Origin of the sequence: Kosakonia oryzae, from assembly GCF_001658025.2 — a bacterium.
GTDB lineage: Bacteria > Pseudomonadota > Gammaproteobacteria > Enterobacterales > Enterobacteriaceae > Kosakonia > Kosakonia oryzae.
The window spans coordinates 4,810,767-4,831,445 of the sequence record NZ_CP014007.2; the positions used below are offsets into that span (position 1 = coordinate 4,810,767).

22 protein-coding genes are annotated in these 20,679 nt (G+C 54.3%); 4 read left to right on the forward strand and 18 right to left on the reverse strand.

All coding sequences use genetic code 11. The annotated features are described in order from the left end of the window. The first annotated feature begins 284 nt into the window (after positions 1-284). Positions 285-2,420: an anaerobic ribonucleoside-triphosphate reductase gene (nrdD, locus tag AWR26_RS22805; RefSeq protein ID WP_064568650.1), complete on the forward strand. Its 2,136-nt coding sequence runs from the start codon at positions 285-287 to the stop codon at positions 2,418-2,420. A 262-nt stretch (positions 2,421-2,682) separates the two neighbouring features. Further along, positions 2,683-3,147 carry an anaerobic ribonucleoside-triphosphate reductase-activating protein gene (gene nrdG / locus AWR26_RS22810; RefSeq protein WP_043955374.1) on the forward strand — a complete coding sequence of 155 codons (465 nt, stop codon included), beginning with the start codon at positions 2,683-2,685 and terminating at the stop codon, positions 3,145-3,147. Positions 3,148-3,153: 6 nt separating this feature from the next. On the opposite strand, the gene AWR26_RS22815 is transcribed toward nrdG, so the two are convergent. The 3 genes from AWR26_RS22815 to AWR26_RS22825 form a co-directional block, all read right to left on the reverse strand. Next, positions 3,154-3,438, reverse strand: coding sequence for a type II toxin-antitoxin system RelE family toxin (locus AWR26_RS22815; protein WP_064568651.1), 285 nt, complete (start codon positions 3,436-3,438; stop codon positions 3,154-3,156). Further along, entirely contained in the window at positions 3,428-3,670 is a 243-nt protein-coding gene (locus AWR26_RS22820) for a type II toxin-antitoxin system RelB/DinJ family antitoxin (RefSeq protein ID WP_007372820.1), read from the reverse strand. The genes AWR26_RS22815 and AWR26_RS22820 overlap by 11 nt, the downstream gene beginning before the upstream one ends. Positions 3,671-3,756: 86 nt before the next feature. Continuing rightward, positions 3,757-4,692 (reverse strand): AraC family transcriptional regulator, encoded by a 936-nt coding sequence (locus tag AWR26_RS22825; RefSeq protein WP_064568652.1) that lies wholly within the window; start codon positions 4,690-4,692, stop codon positions 3,757-3,759. A gap of 109 nt (positions 4,693-4,801) precedes the next feature. On the opposite strand from AWR26_RS22825, the gene AWR26_RS22830 reads away from it, so the two are divergent. Beyond that, positions 4,802-5,635 carry an oxidoreductase gene (locus AWR26_RS22830; protein ID WP_064568653.1) on the forward strand — a complete coding sequence of 278 codons (834 nt, stop codon included), beginning with the start codon at positions 4,802-4,804 and terminating at the stop codon, positions 5,633-5,635. 36 nt (positions 5,636-5,671) lie between these two features. Here the strand turns inward: AWR26_RS22830 and AWR26_RS22835 are convergent, their stop codons facing one another. From AWR26_RS22835 to AWR26_RS22885, 11 genes are all read right to left on the reverse strand, one after another. Then, the gene (locus AWR26_RS22835) at positions 5,672-7,582 is read right to left on the reverse strand and encodes a BglG family transcription antiterminator (RefSeq protein WP_064568654.1); all 1,911 of its coding nucleotides are present in this window, start codon (positions 7,580-7,582) and stop codon (positions 5,672-5,674) included. 14 nt (positions 7,583-7,596) lie between these two features. Continuing rightward, entirely contained in the window at positions 7,597-8,742 is a 1,146-nt protein-coding gene (locus AWR26_RS22840; protein WP_064568655.1) for a lactonase family protein, read from the reverse strand. 56 nt (positions 8,743-8,798) lie between these two features. Beyond that, a complete protein-coding gene (gene dagF, locus AWR26_RS22845; RefSeq protein ID WP_064568656.1) occupies positions 8,799-9,539 on the reverse strand; it encodes a 2-dehydro-3-deoxy-phosphogluconate aldolase in 741 nt (246 codons plus the stop codon). Then, positions 9,536-10,651: a DgaE family pyridoxal phosphate-dependent ammonia lyase gene (locus AWR26_RS22850; protein ID WP_064568657.1), complete on the reverse strand. Its 1,116-nt coding sequence runs from the start codon at positions 10,649-10,651 to the stop codon at positions 9,536-9,538. The genes dagF and AWR26_RS22850 overlap by 4 nt, the downstream gene beginning before the upstream one ends. Continuing rightward, positions 10,635-11,768, reverse strand: coding sequence for an amidohydrolase/deacetylase family metallohydrolase (locus tag AWR26_RS22855; protein ID WP_064568658.1), 1,134 nt, complete (start codon positions 11,766-11,768; stop codon positions 10,635-10,637). Before AWR26_RS22855 ends, AWR26_RS22850 begins: the two co-directional genes overlap by 17 nt. 42 nt (positions 11,769-11,810) lie before the next feature. Further along, positions 11,811-12,452, reverse strand: a complete 642-nt coding sequence (locus tag AWR26_RS22860) for a DUF4310 family protein (protein ID WP_007372812.1) — start codon at positions 12,450-12,452, stop codon at positions 11,811-11,813. A gap of 9 nt (positions 12,453-12,461) precedes the next feature. Further along, positions 12,462-13,238 (reverse strand): DUF4311 domain-containing protein, encoded by a 777-nt coding sequence (locus tag AWR26_RS22865; protein WP_035887027.1) that lies wholly within the window; start codon positions 13,236-13,238, stop codon positions 12,462-12,464. Positions 13,239-13,289: 51 nt separating this feature from the next. Then, positions 13,290-13,586, reverse strand: coding sequence for a DUF4312 family protein (locus AWR26_RS22870; RefSeq protein WP_035887026.1), 297 nt, complete (start codon positions 13,584-13,586; stop codon positions 13,290-13,292). A 2-nt stretch (positions 13,587-13,588) separates the two neighbouring features. Then, positions 13,589-13,951 (reverse strand): SFCGS family glycine-rich protein, encoded by a 363-nt coding sequence (locus AWR26_RS22875; protein ID WP_020456288.1) that lies wholly within the window; start codon positions 13,949-13,951, stop codon positions 13,589-13,591. A gap of 10 nt (positions 13,952-13,961) precedes the next feature. Beyond that, entirely contained in the window at positions 13,962-14,300 is a 339-nt protein-coding gene (locus AWR26_RS22880) for a glycine dehydrogenase (RefSeq protein WP_071892783.1), read from the reverse strand. Between the two features lie 250 nt (positions 14,301-14,550). Beyond that, the gene (locus AWR26_RS22885) at positions 14,551-15,444 is read right to left on the reverse strand and encodes a LysR family transcriptional regulator (protein WP_064568660.1); all 894 of its coding nucleotides are present in this window, start codon (positions 15,442-15,444) and stop codon (positions 14,551-14,553) included. 107 nt (positions 15,445-15,551) lie between these two features. On the opposite strand from AWR26_RS22885, the gene AWR26_RS22890 reads away from it, so the two are divergent. After that, on the forward strand, positions 15,552-16,514 hold the full coding sequence (locus tag AWR26_RS22890) for a quinone oxidoreductase family protein (protein WP_082934129.1): 963 nt from the start codon (positions 15,552-15,554) through the stop codon (positions 16,512-16,514). A 63-nt stretch (positions 16,515-16,577) separates the two neighbouring features. On the opposite strand, the gene AWR26_RS22895 is transcribed toward AWR26_RS22890, so the two are convergent. The 4 genes from AWR26_RS22895 to AWR26_RS22910 are packed head-to-tail and all read right to left on the reverse strand — an operon-like array spanning position 16,578 to position 20,650. Then, positions 16,578-17,789, reverse strand: a complete 1,212-nt coding sequence (locus AWR26_RS22895) for an MFS transporter (protein WP_064568661.1) — start codon at positions 17,787-17,789, stop codon at positions 16,578-16,580. After that, entirely contained in the window at positions 17,786-19,048 is a 1,263-nt protein-coding gene (locus AWR26_RS22900) for an ATP-grasp domain-containing protein (protein ID WP_064568662.1), read from the reverse strand. The genes AWR26_RS22895 and AWR26_RS22900 overlap by 4 nt, the downstream gene beginning before the upstream one ends. 4 nt (positions 19,049-19,052) lie before the next feature. Further along, on the reverse strand, positions 19,053-19,589 hold the full coding sequence (locus AWR26_RS22905) for a hypothetical protein (RefSeq protein WP_139227942.1): 537 nt from the start codon (positions 19,587-19,589) through the stop codon (positions 19,053-19,055). Then, on the reverse strand, positions 19,586-20,650 hold the full coding sequence (locus tag AWR26_RS22910; RefSeq protein ID WP_064568664.1) for a D-alanine--D-alanine ligase family protein: 1,065 nt from the start codon (positions 20,648-20,650) through the stop codon (positions 19,586-19,588). The genes AWR26_RS22905 and AWR26_RS22910 overlap by 4 nt, the downstream gene beginning before the upstream one ends. Positions 20,651-20,679 lie beyond the last annotated feature (29 nt).

Below are 20,679 nucleotides of genomic sequence, written 5' to 3' on the forward strand. Positions count from 1 at the left end.
CCGGGTGCCCGTCCTCTGTGCTATCAAATTTTTACTTTGTCCTGAGTCAATAAAAACGCAAACATGTTTGATGCAAATCACTATATATAGAAATTAGAATGCTCTCCGGCCCAATATCTTGTATTTTCCGTCTACTATTCAAACAAGTCGTCCCGACGGGAAATTATACACGCTGTGGATAACACGGGCCAAGACAAGACAAACTCATTGGTTTTAGTGATGAATAGCTAAGCCATTAGTGCGTCTTCCATTGTGGATAACCTGTTTTTTAAAATGGAGTAATCATGACACCGCATGTGATGAAACGAGATGGCTGTAAAGTGCCTTTCAAATCAGAGCGCATTCAAGAAGCGATTTTGCGTGCAGCTAAAGCAGCGGGAGTCGATGACGCAGATTATTGCGCCACCGTCGCAGACGTAATCAGTCGTCAAATGCAGGATCGATCGCAGGTTGACATCAGCGAGATCCAGACGGCCGTTGAAAACCAGTTGATGTCCGGGCCGTACAAACAGCTGGCGCGCGCCTATATCGAATATCGCCACGATCGCGATATTGCGCGTGAAAAACGCGGCCGCCTGAACCAGGATATTCGCGGGCTTGTCGAGCAGACCAACTCGGCGCTGCTGAACGAGAACGCCAACAAAGACAGTAAAGTGATCCCGACGCAGCGCGACTTGCTGGCGGGGATTGTAGCCAAACACTATGCCCGTCAGCACTTGCTGCCGCGCGATGTGGTGCTGGCCCACGAACGTGGCGAAATTCATTATCACGATCTGGATTACTCGCCGTTCTTTCCGATGTTCAACTGCATGCTGATCGATCTGAAAGGCATGCTGACGCACGGCTTTAAAATGGGTAACGCGGAGATCGAACCGCCGAAATCGATCTCGACCGCGACCGCCGTCACCGCGCAGATCATCGCTCAGGTCGCCAGCCATATTTACGGCGGCACCACCATTAACCGTATCGATGAAGTGCTGGCGCCGTTTGTCACCGCCAGCTTCGAAAAACATCGCAAGGTAGCAGAAGAGTGGCAGATTCCGGACGCCGACGGCTACGCCCACAGTCGTACCGAGAAAGAGTGTTACGACGCGTTCCAGTCGCTGGAATATGAAGTCAACACGCTGCATACCGCCAACGGTCAGACGCCGTTCGTCACCTTTGGCTTCGGCCTGGGTACCAGCTGGGAATCCCGTCTGATCCAGCAATCTATTCTGCGTAACCGTATTGCCGGTTTGGGTAAAAACCGCAAAACCGCCGTGTTCCCGAAACTGGTGTTCGCCATCCGTGACGGTCTGAATCATAAGTTTGACGATCCGAATTATGACATCAAGCAGCTGGCGCTGGAGTGCGCAAGCAAGCGTATGTATCCGGATATTCTGAACTACGATCAAGTGGTTAAGGTCACCGGCTCGTTCAAAACGCCGATGGGCTGCCGCAGCTTCCTCGGCGTTTATGAAGAGAACGGCGAGCAGATCCACGACGGACGTAACAACCTGGGCGTTATCAGTCTGAACCTGCCGCGCATCGCGCTGGAAGCGAAAGGCAACGAAGCGGCGTTCTGGAAACTGCTCGACAGCCGCCTGGAACTGGCGCGTAAAGCGCTAATGACCCGTATCGCCCGTCTGGAAGGCGTGAAAGCGCGCGTAGCGCCGATCCTTTATATGGAAGGCGCATGCGGCGTACGTCTGAAAGCGGACGATGATATTTCCTCGATTTTCAAAAATGGCCGCGCGTCAATTTCGCTGGGCTATATCGGCATTCACGAAACCATCAACGCGCTCTTCGGCAATAAGCATATTTACGACAGCGAAGCGCTGCGGGCAAAAGGGGTGGCGATTGTTGAACGCCTGCGCCAGGCGGTCGATCAGTGGAAAGAAGAGACCGGCTACGGCTTCAGCCTCTACAGTACGCCGAGCGAGAACCTGTGCGATCGCTTCTGCCGCCTTGATACCGCTGAGTTTGGCGTCGTGGATGGGGTAACCGACAAAGGCTATTACACCAACAGCTTCCACCTCGACGTCGAGAAAAAGGTTAACCCGTACGACAAGATCGATTTCGAAGCGCCGTATCCGCCTTTGGCCAGCGGCGGTTTTATCTGCTACGGCGAGTATCCGAACATTCAGCACAACCTGCGGGCGCTGGAAGATGTCTGGGATTACAGCTATCAGCATGTGCCGTACTACGGCACCAATACGCCCATTGATGAGTGTTATGAGTGCGGTTTTACCGGCGAGTTCGAGTGCACCAGTAAAGGCTTCACCTGCCCGAAATGCGGCAACCACGACGCCGCGCGCGTTTCGGTCACGCGCCGCGTTTGCGGTTATCTTGGCAGCCCGGATGCGCGTCCGTTTAACGCCGGTAAACAGGAAGAAGTTAAACGCCGCGTGAAACACCTCGGTAACGGGCAACTCGGTTAACACCTCCGTTGCCCGGTGAATGGCGTTTACCCGCGCCGGGCACACGGTCAATGAAGCCACCGTAGCTGATTGCCCGATGGCGCTACGCTTATCGGGCCTACGTTTTCTGCCGCTACAATTTTCTGTCTGATGCATTTCCTCTAAGCAGTTGATGTTGTAGCAAGGCGGCAAACGAGTAAATCCCGGGGAGCTTACTCCAGTAAGTGACCCGGGTGCGCTCGAGCAGCCAACGCAGCTACAACGCCAAATGCGACGAGGAAAAATGAATTACCACCAATACTACCCTGTAGACATCGTCAACGGCCCCGGCACCCGCTGCACCCTGTTCGTCTCCGGCTGCGTACACGAATGCCCCGGCTGCTACAACAAAAGCACCTGGCGGCTCAATTCCGGTGTTCCTTTCACGCGGGAGATGGAAGACCGCATCATCGCCGATCTCAACGATACGCGCGTTAAACGCCAGGGCATTTCGCTCTCCGGCGGCGATCCGCTGCATCCGCAGAACGTGCCGGACATTTTAAAGCTGGTCACCCGCATCCGCGCCGAATGCCCAGGCAAAGATATCTGGGTGTGGACCGGTTACAAAATGGATGAACTGAATGCCGCCCAGCTTGAGGTGGTGGCCCTGATCAACGTGCTGGTTGACGGTAAATTCGTTCAGGATCTGAAAGACCCAATGCTGATCTGGCGCGGCAGCAGCAACCAGGTTGTGCATCACTTGCGGTGAATACCACTACAACCGCTTACGGGCGTGCCGGTAAGCGGTCGCCTTTTCTCGCTTTCCCACAGCGATAACAAACACCGTCACAACGTTATCGCAAACCTGATAAATCAGCCGGTAACCAGACGACCTGAGTTTGATCTTATAGCAATCCGGAAAGTCATGCGGTCGGGCAGCCTCAATCCGTGGTTGAACCAGAACGTCCGCAAGTTTCTTTTTGAATTGCGCTCTTACTGTCTCCCCCAGCTTTTCCCACTCCCGGTATGCCCGCGGATCAAAGACCAGTTCATAGGTCATCCAGATTAACCCTGATGCCTTTCTGCGGATTTGCCAGCCGCTCCCTGACGATTTTCAACAGCGCTTCTTCATCGTCGCTCACCGTCACGGTCTTAATCGGCATACGTCCATTTTCCGCCACATACTGAAACAACATACGAACCGCTTCCGTCGGCGTGATATTGAGTTTTTCCAGCACGGTCCAGGCCTCTTCCTTGAGATTGTCATCCAGTCGTACATTTAGCGTGGCCATTATGCCTCCGGTAAAAAGAGAATGTGTAATGCAATATAGCATTACATTCGCATTACATGCAGTTCTGGAAAGCGGCTCGCAAAAACTCAGTGCGAAGAGATAAAGTCAGAAGCCGGATGCGGCGGCGGGACGGCGAAACTCTGCTGCATTCTCTGCACTTCTTGCGCAGGCGGCAGGCCAAACAACCGTTTGAACTCGCGATTAAATTGCGACGGGCTTTCATACCCCACCGCATAGCTGGCTGCGGCAGCCGTCATCTCCTGGCGAACCATCAGCATTCGCGCCTGGTGCAGCCGCACTGATTTGACATACTGCATCGGCGGCATCTGCGTCATCATTTTGAAATGGCTATGAAATGTGGGCACGCTCATCCCCGCCTCGTCTGCCAGTTGCCTCAGGCTCAGCGGTTGATGATACGCAGCATGAATATGCCGCAGCACTTTGCAGATTCGGCCGAATTGCCCCTGCAGCGCCAGCGCGGAACGCATGGCATGCCCCTGCGCGCCGGTTAATACGCGAAAATAGAGCTCGCGCACCAGCGCTGGCCCAAGGACCGACGCCTCCAGCGGGGAGCTTAGCGCCTCCAGCAACCGCAATACCGATTTCCGCATCCCGCCGTCCATCGGGCTGGACATCATACTTTGCGGCGCAGCCGCTGCATGCGTAGCTCCCTGCTGCTCAATATGGAGTAACAACTCCGCCGCGACCTGAAAATCGAGATGCATATAGATAGCCAGCAACGGGTGAGCGGCAGAAGCCTCAGTTTCCATCACAAAAGGCACCGGAACCGAAACGGCCAGATAATGCTGTTCGTCATAAAGATAGAGCCGATCGCCGAAATAGCCGCGTTTACTGCCCTGGCAGACAATGACAATGCCGGGATCGTAGAGAACGGGCGTTCTGGCGAGCGGGCGATCGGATCGCAGAATACGGATATCCGCGAGCGCCGTCAGATTGTAGCCCTCCTGCGGAGCCAGTTCTTTCAACAGCGCCACCATTTGCGGCTGGTCGGGGAAATGCATCGTCACACAGTCACTCAGAATTTTAGGCAATAAAAAGAGAATATATGGCCTAAAAAACATCCAGTACAGACAATATCATGCAGCTTCCATTTTTCATGGGAGTACGACAATGTCCGCAGAAAAAATTGTTTTTATTACCGGTGTCAGCAGCGGTTTTGGCCGTGCGCTGGCGCAGGAAGCGCTGGCCGCAGGCTATCGCGTGATCGGTACAGTGCGCAATACGGAGGCAAAACACGCGTTTGAGGCGCTGTCATCCGGCCGCGCTTACGGGCGCATCCTGGATATCACGGATTTCTCCGCGATCGACAATGTCATTGCCGAAGTGCAAACCAGCGTCGGGCCAATTGATGTGCTGGTGAATAACGCGGGTTACGGTCATGAAGGAGTGATGGAGGAGTCATCGCTGGACGCCCTGCGCCACCAGTTTGAGGTTAACGTGTTCGGCGCCGTCGCCATGATGAAAGCGGTGCTTCCGGGCATGCGCCAACGGCGTCGCGGGCACATCATCAACATCACCTCAATGGGGGGATTTATTACTATGCCGGGCATTACTTACTACTGCGGCAGCAAGTTTGCACTGGAGGGGATTTCCGACGCGCTGGGCAAAGAGGTGCGGCCGTTTGGCATTTTTGTTACCGCCGTCGCGCCCGGTTCGTTTCGTACTGAATGGGCGGGCCGTTCGATGATCCGCTCGCCCCGCTCGATTGCCGATTACGATGCGCTTTTCGATCCTATTCGCAAAGCGCGCGAGGAGAAAAGCGGCAAGCAACTGGGCGATACAGCAAAAGCCGCCCGCGCGATGCTGGCCATTATGCAAAGCGCTACGCCGCCCGCCCATCTGCTGTTAGGTAGTGATGCGCTCACGCTGGTACGGGAGAAACTGGCGACGCTAACAACAGAAATCAACGCCTGGGAGAACGTGACGCGTTCCACCGACGGTTAGCCTCGTAAACAACCGGGTAGCCACTACCCGGTTGTGTCAAAACCGGCTGACACACTCCATCGCCACACTGTGGAAGGCGGCGAAATTGGCGCAATCGCAAAGCCTTGAGGCTGCACGCTCGCGCAGGAAGGTGACAAAAATATCGTAGATCGCCATCGCCTCTTCATACTCGCTTTTACTGATCGCCAGCAGGAAGATGACATGCGCGATCTCCTCGCCCCACTGAATGCCTTTTGGTGCGAGCACGGTATAGACAACGGTTTTTTTCGCCAGCAGCCCCAGCGCATGCGGTAACGCGATGCCTTCGCCGAGCATGGTGCTGACAATCGCCTCACGCTCCACCACAGAATCCACAAACTCTGCGCCGACAAAACCTTCATCCTGAAGCTGATCGCAAAGGGTTTTAAACAGCGTCTGCTGATCCATCGCGCCGTCGATAATGCGGAAGTGCGTGGCATCAAAATACTTTTCCAGCATCCACGGGCGCGTTCTGTCCACCAGCACCAGTTTGCCAATCTGCTCCAGTTGATAATCGGTGGGAAAAGGCGCGATGGTGACAATCGGTTTGTCTTTCTCGCTGATCCGCGCGGTGGAAATGACAAAATCTTCCGCAATACCGTCGCACTGCTCGTAGTCGCGCAGCGTCACGGTACGGGAGACAACAATTTGCGGATATTTGCGTGCCAGCACCGCTTCAATCATCCGCACCATCGCATTCCCGGCATCGCACACCAGCAGCACGCGCGGCTGGCGCTGGTAGCCAATGTTGTAGTGGCGCTCAAGCCCTACACCAATATGCAGTACCAGGAAGCCAATTTCGTTTTCGCTGATGACATACGGCGTATATTTTCCCCAACTGGATACCGCTGCCAGCGTCATATCCCAGGCCATCGGATAATGCTGTTTGATGTTATCCAGCAACGGATTAGGGATCATGATCTGGTAACGTACGCGGGTGATCATGGTTTTAATGTGCGTCAGTAAATCGGCATGCAGTTGATCGTCATTTTGCAGATTGTAGTTATAGTGCGTGTTGATATAGCCAAGGATGTAGTTCACCAGCGTTTCGTCGTCGTCGGCGCTGATGGCGCTCGGCGCAATCTCCTGCACGCGCCGCCCGGCAATATGCACCCGCAGCCAGTGCTCTTCCGACGCCGCCAGCGGTTTTCCCGCCAGTTGCTGTAGCGCGGCAGAAATGGCGCGCGCCGCATCGCGCACGTTCTCATCGCCATCTTCGGCGGTAAATTCCGAGAGCGGATACCCTTCGCTGATACGCCGCACCGCGACTGCACAATAGAGGCGGATAAACAGATCACCCTCATCAGTCAGCCGAATGTTATAGCGGCTAAAGCAGTCATGCAGAATGGCAGCCAGCGCTTCCGGCACGCCAGGATTGAGCGCCTCTTCGGTGATCAGCGGGTTGTGGGCGTTCTGCTGCGCCAGTTCAAACAGCAGATCCGTCAGACAGGCGCGCAGCGCCATCTCGCTGCCAAACAGCTTCATGCCGTGGCGCGGGCGGGTTTCCAGCGTCAGGCGATAACGGGAAAACCACTCGCGCACTTCGGTCATGTCGTTTTGCAGCGTGGCGCGGCTGACAAACCACTCATCCGCCAGATCTTCCAGCTTCAGGGAAAAAGCCGAGGTCAGAAACCGCACCACCAGGTAGTGCACGCGCTCCGGGCCGCTGCGGGGAATGCGCAGCGCGCGCGGTCGGGAGGCCTGTAGTGTCTGGTAACGCGTAGCGTCATCGATCTTCAGTTGATAACCGCTGCCGCGCGTCAAAATAAACTGTGCGCCGTGGTGCTCCAGCAGCGCATTTAAGGCGGTGATATCGGCCCGAACGGTACGCGTGGAGACCGACAGCCTTTGTGCCAGTTCATCCTGCGGCAGTGTCTCGTTTTGCAACATCATAAACAGCTGCGCTAAACGTTGGTTCGGGAATCGCACGTCAGTCTCCTGGCTTAGTGAGAGGAAATGACCATCTGAGATGGGCTGCCCACCGGGGTGTAATCCGGCACAAAACTGAGCTTACCGTCCTTCGCAACGCGAAAACGGGTGATATTGTCGCTGCGCTGATTCATGACGTACAGCCAGCGCCCCTGTTTATCCAACGTCAACGAGCGCGGATAGTCACCGCGTGTCCAGATATCATCCTGATGCGCCAGCGTACCATCCGGCTGTACGCTAAAGTGCGCCACGCTGTTATGCAGACGGTTAGCCACATACAGTTGTTTACCATCCCGGCTGAGTACCAGACCAGCGGCAAAGCTGGTGCCTTTGTACGTTGCTGGCAGCGCAGAGGTAGTTTTGCCCTCTTTCAGCGTTCCGGTTGCGCTGTCCAGGGTGTAATACGTCAACGTTGAAGCCTCTTCATTGATCAACCACAGCCCATCGCCTTTTGGCGTAAAGACAAAGTGACGCGGCCCGGCGCCTTTTGACGACGCGTTGATAAAAGGGGGCTCGTTAGGCGTTAACTTGCCACTCTGCGCCGCCAGGCGGTACTGATAAATGCGATCCAGGCCCAGATCGGTTGAGAAGACAAATTTCCCCTGCGGATCGGCGGCAATCATATGCGCATGCGGGCCGTTATGATCGCTGATAGCAAAGCTGCCCTCCACGGCTGCTGCGGGTTTGGCGGCGCCCGGTTCGCCCTGATCCTGATGGCTGTCCACTGCTTCGCCGAGGCTACCGTCGGCTTTTACCGGCAGTACAGCAATCGAACCACTGACATAATTTGCCACCAGCAGATAACGCCCATCCGGCGTCAGCGCCAGATAAACCGGCCCGGCACCGCCGGATGACACCTGGTTCAGCTCCTGTAATGCGCCGTTATCGCCAATACGCAGCGCCTGCACCACGCCTTTTTCCACTTCGCTGGCGACATACAACGTTTTGCCATCCTGCGAAACGGTAAGCTGCGCCGCATTCGGCAGCGTACTGACCAGCGTTTTGTTGCTCAGCGCGCCCGATTGCGGGTCAACGGTAAAGCGGTAAACGCCTTCGCCGTTGGGGTTGTAGGTTCCCACCCAGGCGTATTGCGTCTGAGCAATGGCGCTGGTCGCCAACAGGGAGAGTGAAGCAGCAAGCAGATGACGGGCAGTGTGCATGGTGGCTCCTTTATGGTGTGCGTTTCCCTCCCACCGGTTGCGGGAGGGCAGAATGTTTACTTCACTAACGCTTTGGTCATTGCCAGTAACTGGCGTACATCCGCCGGACGGGTATCACCGCTCGCTTTATCGATAATCGAGCTGTAAATATGCGGGATAATTTTGCTGACGCCCGCCTCCAGCGCGATGCGCAGGATTTCGCTGTAGTTTTCCAGATCGATGCCGCCGGTCGGCTCCAGCCAGAAGTCATGGCGCGCGCAAGCATCGGCAACCGCCTGAAACTCATCACGGCACTTCAGCCCACCCATCGGGAAATATTTAATCGAGCTACCGCCCATATCCTTCAACAGAGCAATGGCGGTTTCCACCGGCACAATACCGTCGGCTGCCTGGCTGCTGAGCGGCCCGGTGGAGATTTTCACCAACCCTGGCGTGCCGGTCGGTGAGACCAGACCGTTAACCACCGTTTCATTCTGCCCAAGCAGCGCGCGGCTGGTTGCTACGCCGGTAAACACCTGGTTGACGTGCTGCGGCTGTACGTCGCGGGAGATGGCGCTGACCATCGCCGACTGGTTCGGATCGCCCGCGCCAAGGCCAACAGAGAGCGCGTTATCGATACGTGCTGCGTAATCGCGCATATCCGCCACTGCTGACGCCACGTCCGGGTAATTTTTGGATAGCACGCCGACCAGCACATGGCCTTCAGCCGCTTCATAGATGGCGCTGGCGTTCTCTTTGCTTCCCGCCAGTACGTTCAGGCAGACGCGATCGCGGTAAAAGTTCGGGGTCAGTTTCATGCGTGTTGCTCCTTCAATTCTTCGGCGATACGGCGATAAACAATCGCCAGTTGCTCAGCGCTCACGCTGCGCACATCGGCTTCGATAATGCCTTCATTGGCTTTATAGCCACGGAAATAGATGGCGTATTCACCCTGTTTCAGCGCGTTGACCAGGTCGCCGGTGGCGATGCCGGTTACCGCCTCATCAAACTTGATTTCGCTGCGGGCAATGTCGCGCCCTGCGCTGTCCCATACCACGCGAGCGCTCACGCCTTGCAGCGTGTTGAGCTGGTCGATAAACGGCGTCATCTTGGCGACCATCTCCGCCCCGCTCTCTTTGCGGGCGCTCAGATAGTGTTCGATGGCGCAGGTCAGGCCAAGAATGCCCTCTTTGCCGACTTTCATGGCGCGGCCAATGCCCGCCGTCTGGCGTTTCACCCATTCAACGTACTGGGTTTTGCCGATCACCAGCCCGCTGGTTGGCCCTTCGATGGCCTTCGCGCCGCTGTAAATCACCAAATCGGCCCCGGCGCGGTAATAGCATTGCAGATCCTCTTCCGCTGCGGCATCGACAATTAACGGCAGGTTATGCTTACGCGCCACCACCACCGCCTGCTCCACGCTGAGCATGCTTTTTTGTACACAGTGGTGTGATTTGATGTAGAGGATCGCGGCCGTGCGCGGCGAGATTGCCGCCGCCAGCTGATCGGCGGAGCATTCGTTGGCATAACCCGCTTCCACCACTTTCCCGCCGCCGAGCGCCACCATCGTGCCAACGGGTGCACCGAAGTTCACGTTGTGACCGCGCGGCAGCACGATTTCGTTGTTCTCCATCACCGTGCTGTGCAGATTCTCCAGCAGCCAGTCGCTGTCGCGCACCAGCACCGCAGCAACGGATTGCGCAATCCCCGCCGAGGCGCAGGAGACAACGGTCGCCGCTTCCACGTCCAGCAGCTTCGCAATGTATTCGCCGGTTTTGTTCACCAGATCTTTCATTTCGAAGTAGTGATTCATGCCGCCAAGCACGGCTTCCACCACTTCCGGGCGCGGGGTGGAAACGCCCAGCGCGGTCATTCGGCCGGAGGCGTTAATCACCTGTTTTAAATTGTATTTTTCATAAATCGAAGGCATGTTCTGCACTCCCTTGTTCGGTCAGATAGCCTTTGCCCGCGCGAATGGCGGCCAGCGGCGTGAGTAACTGTTCGGCCTGCAGGCTGTCGTTTTCCGCATCGGTGAACAGTACCGACTGGCGACGCAGGTCAAAAATGGTCAGATCGGCATCAAAGCCGACGGCAAGACGCCCTTTATGCTTCAGGCGCAGGCCAGCGGCGGCGTGGTCGGTCACGCAGGCAATCACCTGCGGCAGCGACAGGCCAATGGCGAGGAATTTGGACATCACATTTGCCAGCGATCGTACCGGGCCGTCGATCCGGTTGCGGCAGTAGATATCAGAACTGATGGTCTGCGGCAGAATGCCGAGGCTGATGGCCTGTTTGGCCACCGCAAAGCTGAAGCTGGCGCTGCCGTGCCCGACATCAAGACGCACGCCACGCGCAATGGCGCGCGCCACGGAAGCGCGTAACTCGCCGCCCGGCGCCAGAATGCGGTTCGGTTTGCCGTTATAGCAGTGGGTAATGATGTCGCCTGAGGTCAGCAGCTCAGCGATTTCATCGAGGTTCGGCGGATTGTTGCCAATGTGCACCATCAACGGCAAATCGCCGTTGGCCTTCTGGATCGCCTTCGCGCGTTCCAGCGGCGCGATGCCGTTTTCGCCGACTACGCTGCTGCTCATGCGCGCTTTCAGGCCGACGATAAAATCCGAGTGGCGTTTCACCGCGTCATGTACGGCGTTCGCGTCAATATTAGCCATGTTGGCCAGCTCGTTCTGGGCAATCAGCCCGACGCGGGAGATGTTCAGCAGCGCATACACTTCAGTCGCCGCCTCGCGGGTAATGGCATAAAAATCATCGACATCATCAGCACCGGTACTGCCTGCATCAATCACCGTCGTCACGCCGGTGTTGATACCGACGCTGTCGGGTTGATCGTGGTAAATCGGCGAGTTCGGGTAGCAGTGTACGTGGGAATCAATCCATCCGGCGCTGACATAGTGTTTGCCGTGCAGATCGAGCGTTTTAACCGCCGGGTCGTTTATCTCGCCCAGCGCGGCGATTTTCCCTGCCTTGATGGCGATATCCGTCAGCGTATCGTCAACCAGACGCGCCCGGCGCAGGAGTAAATCAAACATGCGAATCTCCAGTAATAACGGGCGCCGTAGCGCCCGTAGGGTTCAGAGGGCGACCGGGAAGATGGAGCCCAGCAGCATGGCGCCGAGGATCGCGCCGCCCGTAATCGGTTTCTGCCAGAGGTAAAACAGCAGAGCACCAACCAGCGAACCAATACCAATAGGAATGGAAGCGGTCATGGCGCTGAGGATAATCAGCGGCCCAAGGAAGCGACCGGATGCGTTACCTGCGCCCATCATCACATCTGCGCCGTAGGTGGAATCGCTCTGGTTGATGGTGAACTTACGCGCCAGGATGATCAGGTAACCAATGGCCAGGCCAAGCACCAGGCCGGTTGCCAGCGAGGCGACAAAGTTCTCTACCGGGAAGAGGATCCCTGCACCCAGCAACAGCGCCGGAACACCGAGGCCGACACCGGTCTGGATTGCGCCACCGATATCAAGGATACCGACCAGCGAACCTTCGATGATGCGGGCGAACAGGAAGCTGGCACCAAACGCGGCGACCGCGCCGTATACGCCGGTGTCCATGCCGGAACGCAGCATCGAGACAAACGCCACTTCGTTAAACGCGCCAATGCCGTACAGATAGTACATATGTGTCCCGGCGAACACGCCGGAAGAGAGCAGGCCAACAAAGATCGGGAACGACCAGTCGGCGTACCAAAACCCTTTATTCTGTTCCATTTCGCTTCCTTATTTGCCGCTGAGCGAGTTGTGGATGAGCTCCAGCCAGTTCGGCGCGCTCAGGTGGAAAGATTCGATCATTTTCAGATCGAAGCCGCGGAAGAACGCGCTCAGCACAAACAGCGCGACAATGGCCGTCATCATCACTTTGGTGACGCGGTTCCAGCCGCTCTCTTCCACACCTTTACCAATCAGAATGCCCAGTACCAGGCCAGGTACGGCGTTGCCCATAATTAGCTGCGCCGCGCCGCCAAAGACGGTCGCCCAGAAACCCGATTTTTTGCCTGCGTCGATGGCTGCCAGCCAGAAGATCACCGGCATTACGGTGTTCACCAGCAGGTTGGCCGCCGGAACCAGCACTTTAACGGCGGTGACCTGCAAGGCCGCCGGAACGGAGGAAGCGGTCAGGTTAAGGAAGGTGACGACCACCATGCCAATCAGGCCACAGGCAATCGCCATCTTTTTCGGATCGTGCAGGGTTTCGCCGACGTTACGGTTTTTCACCATCAACGCCGCCGCACCCCAGTTCGGAATGATGCGGTGGTCAACGTCCTGGGTAAAAGAACCTGCCGCAACGGACGAGGCCCAGGCGTTAAAGAAGAAGCCTAAGCCGAATGAGAAATGCGATGCAGGATCGCCTTCGCAGGAATTCAGTTCGCCCAGTGTACGAAATGCGCCCATCCCTTGTGTGGTCGGCGCATGGAACATGCGTGCAGCCCCCGCGCCAACACCGACGCCGACCAGGCCGCCGATGATGAGCGATTTTATTAGTATGATTAAGAACATCAGTCTGCCCTCTTCTACCCAGCGGAGGTGATTCACCGGGTATGCGTTGAGTTATTTCGTGACGAAGTCCACTTTATCGAGATTGATGGCGGTCACGTTGACGGTGACGTCCAGCTCCACGCTGTACGTCCGTCTTTCCCGACGCAGAAAGAGGAATAAAAACGCCTCTTTCCGTATCGTTTCCTGCGCATGAACAACCTGCACATCCTGTGGCTCGATACGCAGTAAAATCTGCGGCGACGCTTTCATCACCGCGGCCTGAACCTGGTTCAACGCATCCGCGAAGGCGCGCGCTTTCGCTTCGCCTTTTCCCTTAACCCTGACCGTGGTGGTGAACTGTTCTTTCATGGTTATGCGCCGTATTTTTTCTGCCACGCCTGCACCAGGCGCTCGCCCAACTCTTCTTTGTCCATAAAGCCGAAGCCGAGAACATTGCAACCTTCATTGATGGCGGTAACGCCCTCTTCCACGGAGCGCATGCCGTATTTGGCTTTATAGCCATGTTTGTTCTGTGCGGTGATGGCACCCGCGCCGCCGCTGCCGCAAAACGAAATGCCGAACGTGGCGTTTTCTGCTTTCATCACGTCACCCAGTTTCATATCCGCCGCTACGCCCGGTACCACCACGGCGCGGCCGCCCGCTTTTTCAACGCCGGCTGCGACTTTCTGGCCTTTGCCAAGACGATCGCCAATCACTACGGTAATTTGTTCCATTTTTTGCTCCTCAGAGGTTTTCTTTTGCCACTTCAAAGTGCACCGACAGCAGCCAGGCTTCTTCTTCCGGAAGATTGCCAAACGCTGCCACCACTTCACGGGCCAGGTTCATTGATTCAGGCGAGATTTCATCAAACAGGCTGGCATCCACTTCTGGCAGCGGTTCGCCGGTCACCGACCGGTGCGCCATCGCGCGAACATGGGAGGTCAGCATCTGCTGCTGTACCGCATTCGGCGTGATACCGTGATTGCTCAGCAGCGCATAGACCTGCGTCAGCATGCGCCCGGCAAGGGTTGCCGTTTGCTCCACCCGCTCTTGGGCATCGTTCATTACCGCTCCGTTATTCACTCGTCGTACCCCATTCATCTCGTTGAGATAAAACTAACGTTGCGGGTTACGAGTTTGTAGCCAGGAGTTTTCCACTTCAAAGTGGAAAGGGAAAAGGCGTTAGTGATCTGCGCCACATAAATCGTCCGGGAAGAGATATATCACTGCGCAGGCGTCACAGATTTACGCAAAAGAAGCGGAAAAACGCCCTTGCGGAAGCAGAAACAAACGCGGAAGCCGAAGGGAAAAGCGTGAGCGTAATAAGGTTTTCTTATTGCTGATCCGCCTTCAGCTCACGCAGAAGATGATCGGTGAAAGAGGCGACCAGCGGCTGCAGCGGACGGCCGGGCAAACGCAACAGATGCATCGGTCTTGGCGACGGTAGCCACTCTGGCAGTACCCTGCACAGTCGGCCGGCGTCGATGTCCCGTTGCAGCGTGATAAAAGCGTGCTGCACAATTCCCAGCCCGCTGAGCGCCGCCTGGCGCAGCGCCTCGCCGGAATCGACCATCAGCCGGGGCACGATCGCAATCTCCTGCGTGCCGGATGGCCCTTCCAGTTGCCAGCGATGATCCGAGCGCCACTGGCTGAAGCTGACGCAGTGATGGTGCTTTAGCTCGTCCGGTGAACCGGGAACGCCGTGGCGAGCCAGATAGTCCGGCGAGGCCGCAAGTAACATGCGATACGGCGGAAGGGGAATGGCGACGCTACCGTCATCGTTAATGGCACCAATCCGAATCGCCAACTGAAAACGCTCTTCAATCAGCGAGACTTTACGGTCGCTGAGCACCATCTCCGCATTCACGCCCGGATAATGCTGCAAAAACCGCGACAGGATCGGCGTCAGTACTCGGTTCCCCCAGGCAACTGGCGCGCTGATGCGCAGCAACCCGGCAACATTTTCATACAGCTCGCTTGCCAGCCCATCCGCGTCACGCACCGTGGCCAGAATTTGCAGCCCATATTGATAGAAACGCTGGCCCGCGTCGGTTAACCCCTGGCGGCGCGTGGTGCGATGCAGCAACTGACACCCCGTTCTGAGCTCCAGTTCGCGCACGTGTTTACCCACCATCGCGGGCGTGATCCCCAGCGTTTCTGCCGCCGCCGTAAAGCTGCCGCGGGTCACCGTCGTGACAAACGATTCAACGCATTTCAAATAATCCATTTTTGGCTATTCCAAATTTTCAGTATCAAATGAAGATAACAAACCCGCATTTATCCCCGCATAGCAGCGAGAAATAATAATGTGATTATCATCTGCGGGATTTTTTCATGATGCAATCGCTGGTTTTTGATCAATTTGGTTCCCCCGAAGTGCTGTGGTTGCGCACCAGCCCTGCGCCGGAACCGGGCGAAGGCGAACTGTTGGTGGAGGTTTCCGCCGCCGGGCTGAACTTTGCCGATATTTATCGTCGCCAGGGGCGTTATCCGCTGGCGGGAACGGCGCCGTGGATTGCCGGTTACGAAGGTGCGGGGCGCGTGCTCAACGTCGGCAGCGGCGTGGAAGGCTGGCAGGTGGGCGATCGCGTCGGCTTTGCCGATGTTCCACTGGCGCATGCCAGCCACATTCTGGTGCCACAAGATCATGCTATCCGCCTGCCTGACTGGGTTTCGGAAGCGGAAGCCGCATCGATATTGTTACAGGGCTTAACCGCGGATTATCTGTTGCATGACATCTTACCCGTTGAACCGGGCATGCATGTTGCGGTGCTGGCGGCAGCGGGCGGTGTTGGCAATCTGCTGACGCAAATGCTGGTGGCGCGCGGCGTGCATGTTTTCGCTGTCGCCTCCAGTAAAAGCAAACAGGCCGCCTGCCTGCACAATGGTGCCGAGGTCGCGACCGATTATTACGGCTGGCCAGAACAGGGGCGCGCCTGGCATTCATCAGGCTGCGATATCGTTTTTGATTCGGTGGGCAGCACGCTGCTGGAAAGTATGCAGAGCCTGAAAGATAGCGGCCGGGTGGTGTTATTTGGTATGTCTGGCGGTGAGATCCCGGCCTTTGATCCGACCGGGCTGTTACTGAAATCCGCCGGCGTTATCGGTGCCGATCTCTGGACGTACCTCACCTCGCAGCAGGAGAGACAGCGCCGCGCCGACCGGCTGTTTGCGCTGTTGAAAGCCGGAGATATCACGCTGCCCACGGTGACATCATTCCCGCTTTCCCGCGGCAAAGAGGCGCATAACTTGCTGGAGAACCGGCTGTTTAGCGGCAAGGTACTGTTGATTCCATAAGCGGCGGAATCAACATACCGGATGGCGGCTTCCCCCCAGTGAATGGGCGTTCTGCGCTAAAGATTATGCTGTCGCAGGCGCCAGCCTGCGCGATAGTGCAATCCCGACATAAAACAGCGCAAAACAGAATACGCTCACCAGTATCAACACGACGGGTACGTCCGCTGGTGGCATAAACGCAAGCAGCACGCCTGTCACTGCCGGATTTACCGCCCCGCCAAGGCTGCCCATGTTCTGAAACGAGAAATAAAAGGCTCTCTCCGCAGGCGGCGCAATCTGGTCAATGACCCGATATTGCAACGGTGCAAAAATAATCTCGCCGAACGAGAAAAAAAACATTCCCGCGATCCAGACAACCCGGTTTTCACCGGCAGTGCTGAAGATAAATAACCCCGCTACCAGGCATATTGTCCCAGCCAGGAATCCCATGGCGAATGAGAACTTACTCATGAGATTGCCGGTAATGTACTGGAACAACACAACCGTAATCGCATTGGTGGTAATCAGAACAGAGACAATATTCCCTACGGTTACCGCATCGTGATTCACCATCAGAATTTGTGAAATACAACTGGCAAAGCGCTCAAACACGAAAGAAGCCAGGAAAATAGCCAGCGTGAAAACCCAAAGAATAATAAGCCGCCGTTTATCCCGCGCAGATGTATGCAATGAAGGAGCCGTTGCGGCTACCGCCTGCGTTCTCATCGTCAAACCCGCCGTCACGACAATGGCCAGCAGGCCCAGGATGGCAGATAAAAGAAAAGGGAAATAGACATGATTTCCCACCAGCCAGGCGCCGATTAACGGCCCAACCATCCAGCCGATGTTGATAAAGGTATAATTCAGAGAAAAAACGCGGGTTTTCTCATCGTCACCGAAATGGTCAGAAATAAAGCACTTGATGATCGTGGAATATAATGCGTAGCAGCAGGTTATCAACGTAAAGCAGATAACAAAAACAACGGCAGAGTAGAAATAACCGAGAATTAAAAATGAGAGAGAAAAAATAAGCAAAGATAATGTCAATAATAATTTATGGCTGAAAAGGTTAGCCAACTTTCCACTGACGATACTCAATAAAATCCCAACGACAATTGCCAGCGTAAGTACGTTACCAGTATTGAGGATAGACATTCCCAACTGGTTATGTAAAAACAGCGGCAAAAACGGGAGAGTCACGCCTCTCCCGACTGTCGCAATAAAAGACCCTGCCACCAGCATTGCAATATTACGTTTGCCAGTGAGCGGATAATCTATGGCGTTTTCTTTAATCAATGGAGTAACTCCAGTTCCATCTCCTGTTGAACCTGCGCAAAAAAGCCGCACAGATCGTTTTCCAGCATCTGATGGTTCGGATAAATAACCTGAATCCGCCCTATCGTTTCACCCGGTTTAACCTGCGACATGCCTTGTTGACCGGATAACTCTTCATAGACTGGCCGGAACCATGACAATACCAGCTCACGGAATTTCTGCGGCGAGTAGCTTCCCTCTTTGGCGACGTCAAAGCGGATAGCGCTGCCGACACCGTCGCTTTGCAGAATCTCCTGTTCGTTCAATGGCACGCCGGAATGAATATCAGCAAGCCAGCGGAAGATATTGTTTCCAGAGACATTGTTATAAAGGATAGGCATATAGCTACCCATAATTCTCGGGTTAACTTCAACAAGCACCGGCCCTGATTTCGTCAGGATCAATTCAATATGGAAAATCCCATGGCTTAATCCCAGAGCGGAAAGAACAGAAATAGTATATTCGCGGCATAATTTCTGTTCAGACTCTGTTAATAGCGCAGGCATATCAATTCGGTATTCTACAAGTTCATTCTGACTTGAACGTCCCCGGCCGGAAATCATAAATGCATTATATAGCAGGCCATCATGCGCAACTTCCACGGATACCATATTACCGACCAGGTATTCCTCCACCAGAAACCCGCGTAAATACTGCTCCTGCATTTTTAACGGTTCGCGAGCGACAGCATCCATGATCCCCTGCCAGGCGCGATGCAATTGTGAAGCATCACGAACAATTGCAGTCGCCACACTGTTAAGGGATGTTTTAGGCTTAATAACCAAAGGATAACCTATTTCATCGGCAGCACGAACTAAATCACCATTGGTTTTCACATGGCGGAATTTTGCATTTTTAATACCGTGTTGATTAAGGCACTCACGAGTATTATCTTTATTTCTGCTTTTTAATACTGCATGGTATGAGGGAAAGGGTAAATGCAGTGCTTCGGCTACCGCAGCAGCCGATTCCATTGAGTTCTCCGCAATACAAATTATTCCATCAAGTGTTTTTTTCTTATCTATTTCACAGGCAAGCTTCAGAAGCTTATCGGCTTTGTCAGTATCTTCAAAATAGTAAATATCAGTTAACGACTTTTTAATATATTTATTTTCATCAGTGTCAGCGTAACAGATAAAAGAAGTCGATTCGACATAAGAGATATCATGCCCTAAAGAAATAATTTCTTTAATTGCTTTAAGGCCAGTAAGGTTTGCATTGATAAAAAGAAAATGTGCCATGTTTTTATACCCTGCCAGACAGAACGATGCCTTTCATTGAAAAACTACAGGAAAACTGTTCAACCGTAACAGCATGATGTGTTTTCCCCCAGGTTGTCGGATCCATAAAACAGATAAAGCGTTGGCCAAACATATTCCTGAGTGCATAGAGCAAAACCAGGTGTCCACCACGACGGCCATCGCACGGAAATTTATGCGTAACAGAAGCGATGATGAGCTGTGATGTTGTCAGTTTTTCTATGACCTGCTCCAGACTCAACGGCATCGCCTGGGCGGTAATGCCATGCGTTGAAATCACCTGCGCAAGTTGTTCATGCCGCCAGCCCTGCGCGGTATACCCGCCGATGCTGACACAAGCGTTGAACAACGTTTGGACAGAAACATGAATCCCTTCCAGTAACAGGAGTGCCGAGCTTGCGCATGCCAGCCCACATGATCGAACGGACCAAAAATCAAGAAGTTCCGTCAACGACGCCGGCAGACTGTGGAACTCTTTGAGTTCCGTGTGCCAATACTGGCAAACGTAAGGTGGTCTTTTCACATCGGTGCCTGGTGCGTTGCTTGCTTAAGAAATGCCGTATTCATTATTGCGAGGATCATTTCTTCATAGCTGAAGCCGAAAGAGGTAAACATTTGGGTAAAGTTCCCGCCATGAGAAATCCCTGGCACAGTATTGATCTCCAGGACAAAGACGTTATCGCCCTGAATCATCATGTCGACCCTGGAAATACCTTCACAGCCACTGTGCAAAAATGCCTGCCATGCAGTCTCTTTTATGGTTTGCTGCTGTGTTGCAGAAAAATTGCCGCCCAAACAGTAGTTAATGCTATTTTTGCTTTTGCCAAGTTTCAATTCTGCATCATAAAACTGCGCTTCCGTCTCTGTAGTCAGTACCGGCAGAACATAGTATCCGGTTGATAATTGAATAATTCCAACCGTCACAAATGCGCCATCAATATACTTTTCCATTAAGTACGAAGTGATGCCTTTCACACACTGCTGTTCTTTCCAGTATTTCAAATCCTGATCGTTGTTAATTAACGTAATACCCAGGCTGCTGCCACCCTGCCTTTCTTTCATCATTACCGGATAAGCAAGAATAGCGGCTTTTGTCTGTAATGAATCTAGCGTTTCACCGCTTTCCAGTTCGTAATAAGGCGCGGTATTAATGCCTGAACTTTTCATAACGTGCTTGAAATATAATTTATCGCAACAAATGGCGCTGGCTGCGATGCCAGGCCCAGGATAAGCAACACCAAGATAATCCAGCCATCCCTGAATACGACCATCTTCGCCAAATTCGCCTTGCGCATAAATAAATGCATAATCAGCAACAGCCAGATAATCTTTTATTTTGGCGTCGGTACTGGCCACTCTTTTGTAGTTGAGCCCCAAAGCACACAGGGCTTTATCAATAGCCAGAATCCCCCTTATTTCAGCGGCTGCATTATGCGTATATATTTTATTTTCATCGGAATGGTCGCCTTCAACCAACACAATGAATTTGTCTTCCAGAGTGCTTTTCAGATTAGTAAGAACGTTTCTTTCAAGATCGAAATTTGAATATAGCTCATCATCTGTTTTATAAGAAAAAACAGTCATAATCAGGAGTTCCCCATAAAAATAGATTG

Bases quoted from the DNA above. Each gene is read 5' to 3' on its own strand.
- dagF (WP_064568656.1), bottom strand. From the start codon at position 9,539: ATGAAACTGACCCCGAACTTTTACCGCGATCGCGTCTGCCTGAACGTA.
- nrdG (WP_043955374.1), top strand. From the start codon at position 2,683: ATGAATTACCACCAATACTACCCTGTAGACATCGTCAACGGCCCCGGC.
- AWR26_RS22830 (WP_064568653.1), top strand. From the start codon at position 4,802: ATGTCCGCAGAAAAAATTGTTTTTATTACCGGTGTCAGCAGCGGTTTT.
- AWR26_RS22885 (WP_064568660.1), bottom strand. From the start codon at position 15,444: ATGGATTATTTGAAATGCGTTGAATCGTTTGTCACGACGGTGACCCGC.
- AWR26_RS22860 (WP_007372812.1), bottom strand. From the start codon at position 12,452: ATGGAACAGAATAAAGGGTTTTGGTACGCCGACTGGTCGTTCCCGATC.
- AWR26_RS22870 (WP_035887026.1), bottom strand. From the start codon at position 13,586: ATGAAAGAACAGTTCACCACCACGGTCAGGGTTAAGGGAAAAGGCGAA.
- AWR26_RS22875 (WP_020456288.1), bottom strand. From the start codon at position 13,951: ATGGAACAAATTACCGTAGTGATTGGCGATCGTCTTGGCAAAGGCCAG.
- AWR26_RS22900 (WP_064568662.1), bottom strand. From the start codon at position 19,048: ATGGCACATTTTCTTTTTATCAATGCAAACCTTACTGGCCTTAAAGCA.
- AWR26_RS22815 (WP_064568651.1), bottom strand. From the start codon at position 3,438: ATGACCTATGAACTGGTCTTTGATCCGCGGGCATACCGGGAGTGGGAA.
- AWR26_RS22820 (WP_007372820.1), bottom strand. From the start codon at position 3,670: ATGGCCACGCTAAATGTACGACTGGATGACAATCTCAAGGAAGAGGCC.
- nrdD (WP_064568650.1), top strand. From the start codon at position 285: ATGACACCGCATGTGATGAAACGAGATGGCTGTAAAGTGCCTTTCAAA.
- AWR26_RS22855 (WP_064568658.1), bottom strand. From the start codon at position 11,768: ATGTTTGATTTACTCCTGCGCCGGGCGCGTCTGGTTGACGATACGCTG.
- AWR26_RS22850 (WP_064568657.1), bottom strand. From the start codon at position 10,651: ATGCCTTCGATTTATGAAAAATACAATTTAAAACAGGTGATTAACGCC.
- AWR26_RS22840 (WP_064568655.1), bottom strand. From the start codon at position 8,742: ATGCACACTGCCCGTCATCTGCTTGCTGCTTCACTCTCCCTGTTGGCG.
- AWR26_RS22910 (WP_064568664.1), bottom strand. From the start codon at position 20,650: ATGACTGTTTTTTCTTATAAAACAGATGATGAGCTATATTCAAATTTC.
- AWR26_RS22825 (WP_064568652.1), bottom strand. From the start codon at position 4,692: ATGCATTTCCCCGACCAGCCGCAAATGGTGGCGCTGTTGAAAGAACTG.
- AWR26_RS22865 (WP_035887027.1), bottom strand. From the start codon at position 13,238: ATGTTCTTAATCATACTAATAAAATCGCTCATCATCGGCGGCCTGGTC.
- AWR26_RS22890 (WP_082934129.1), top strand. From the start codon at position 15,552: ATGATGCAATCGCTGGTTTTTGATCAATTTGGTTCCCCCGAAGTGCTG.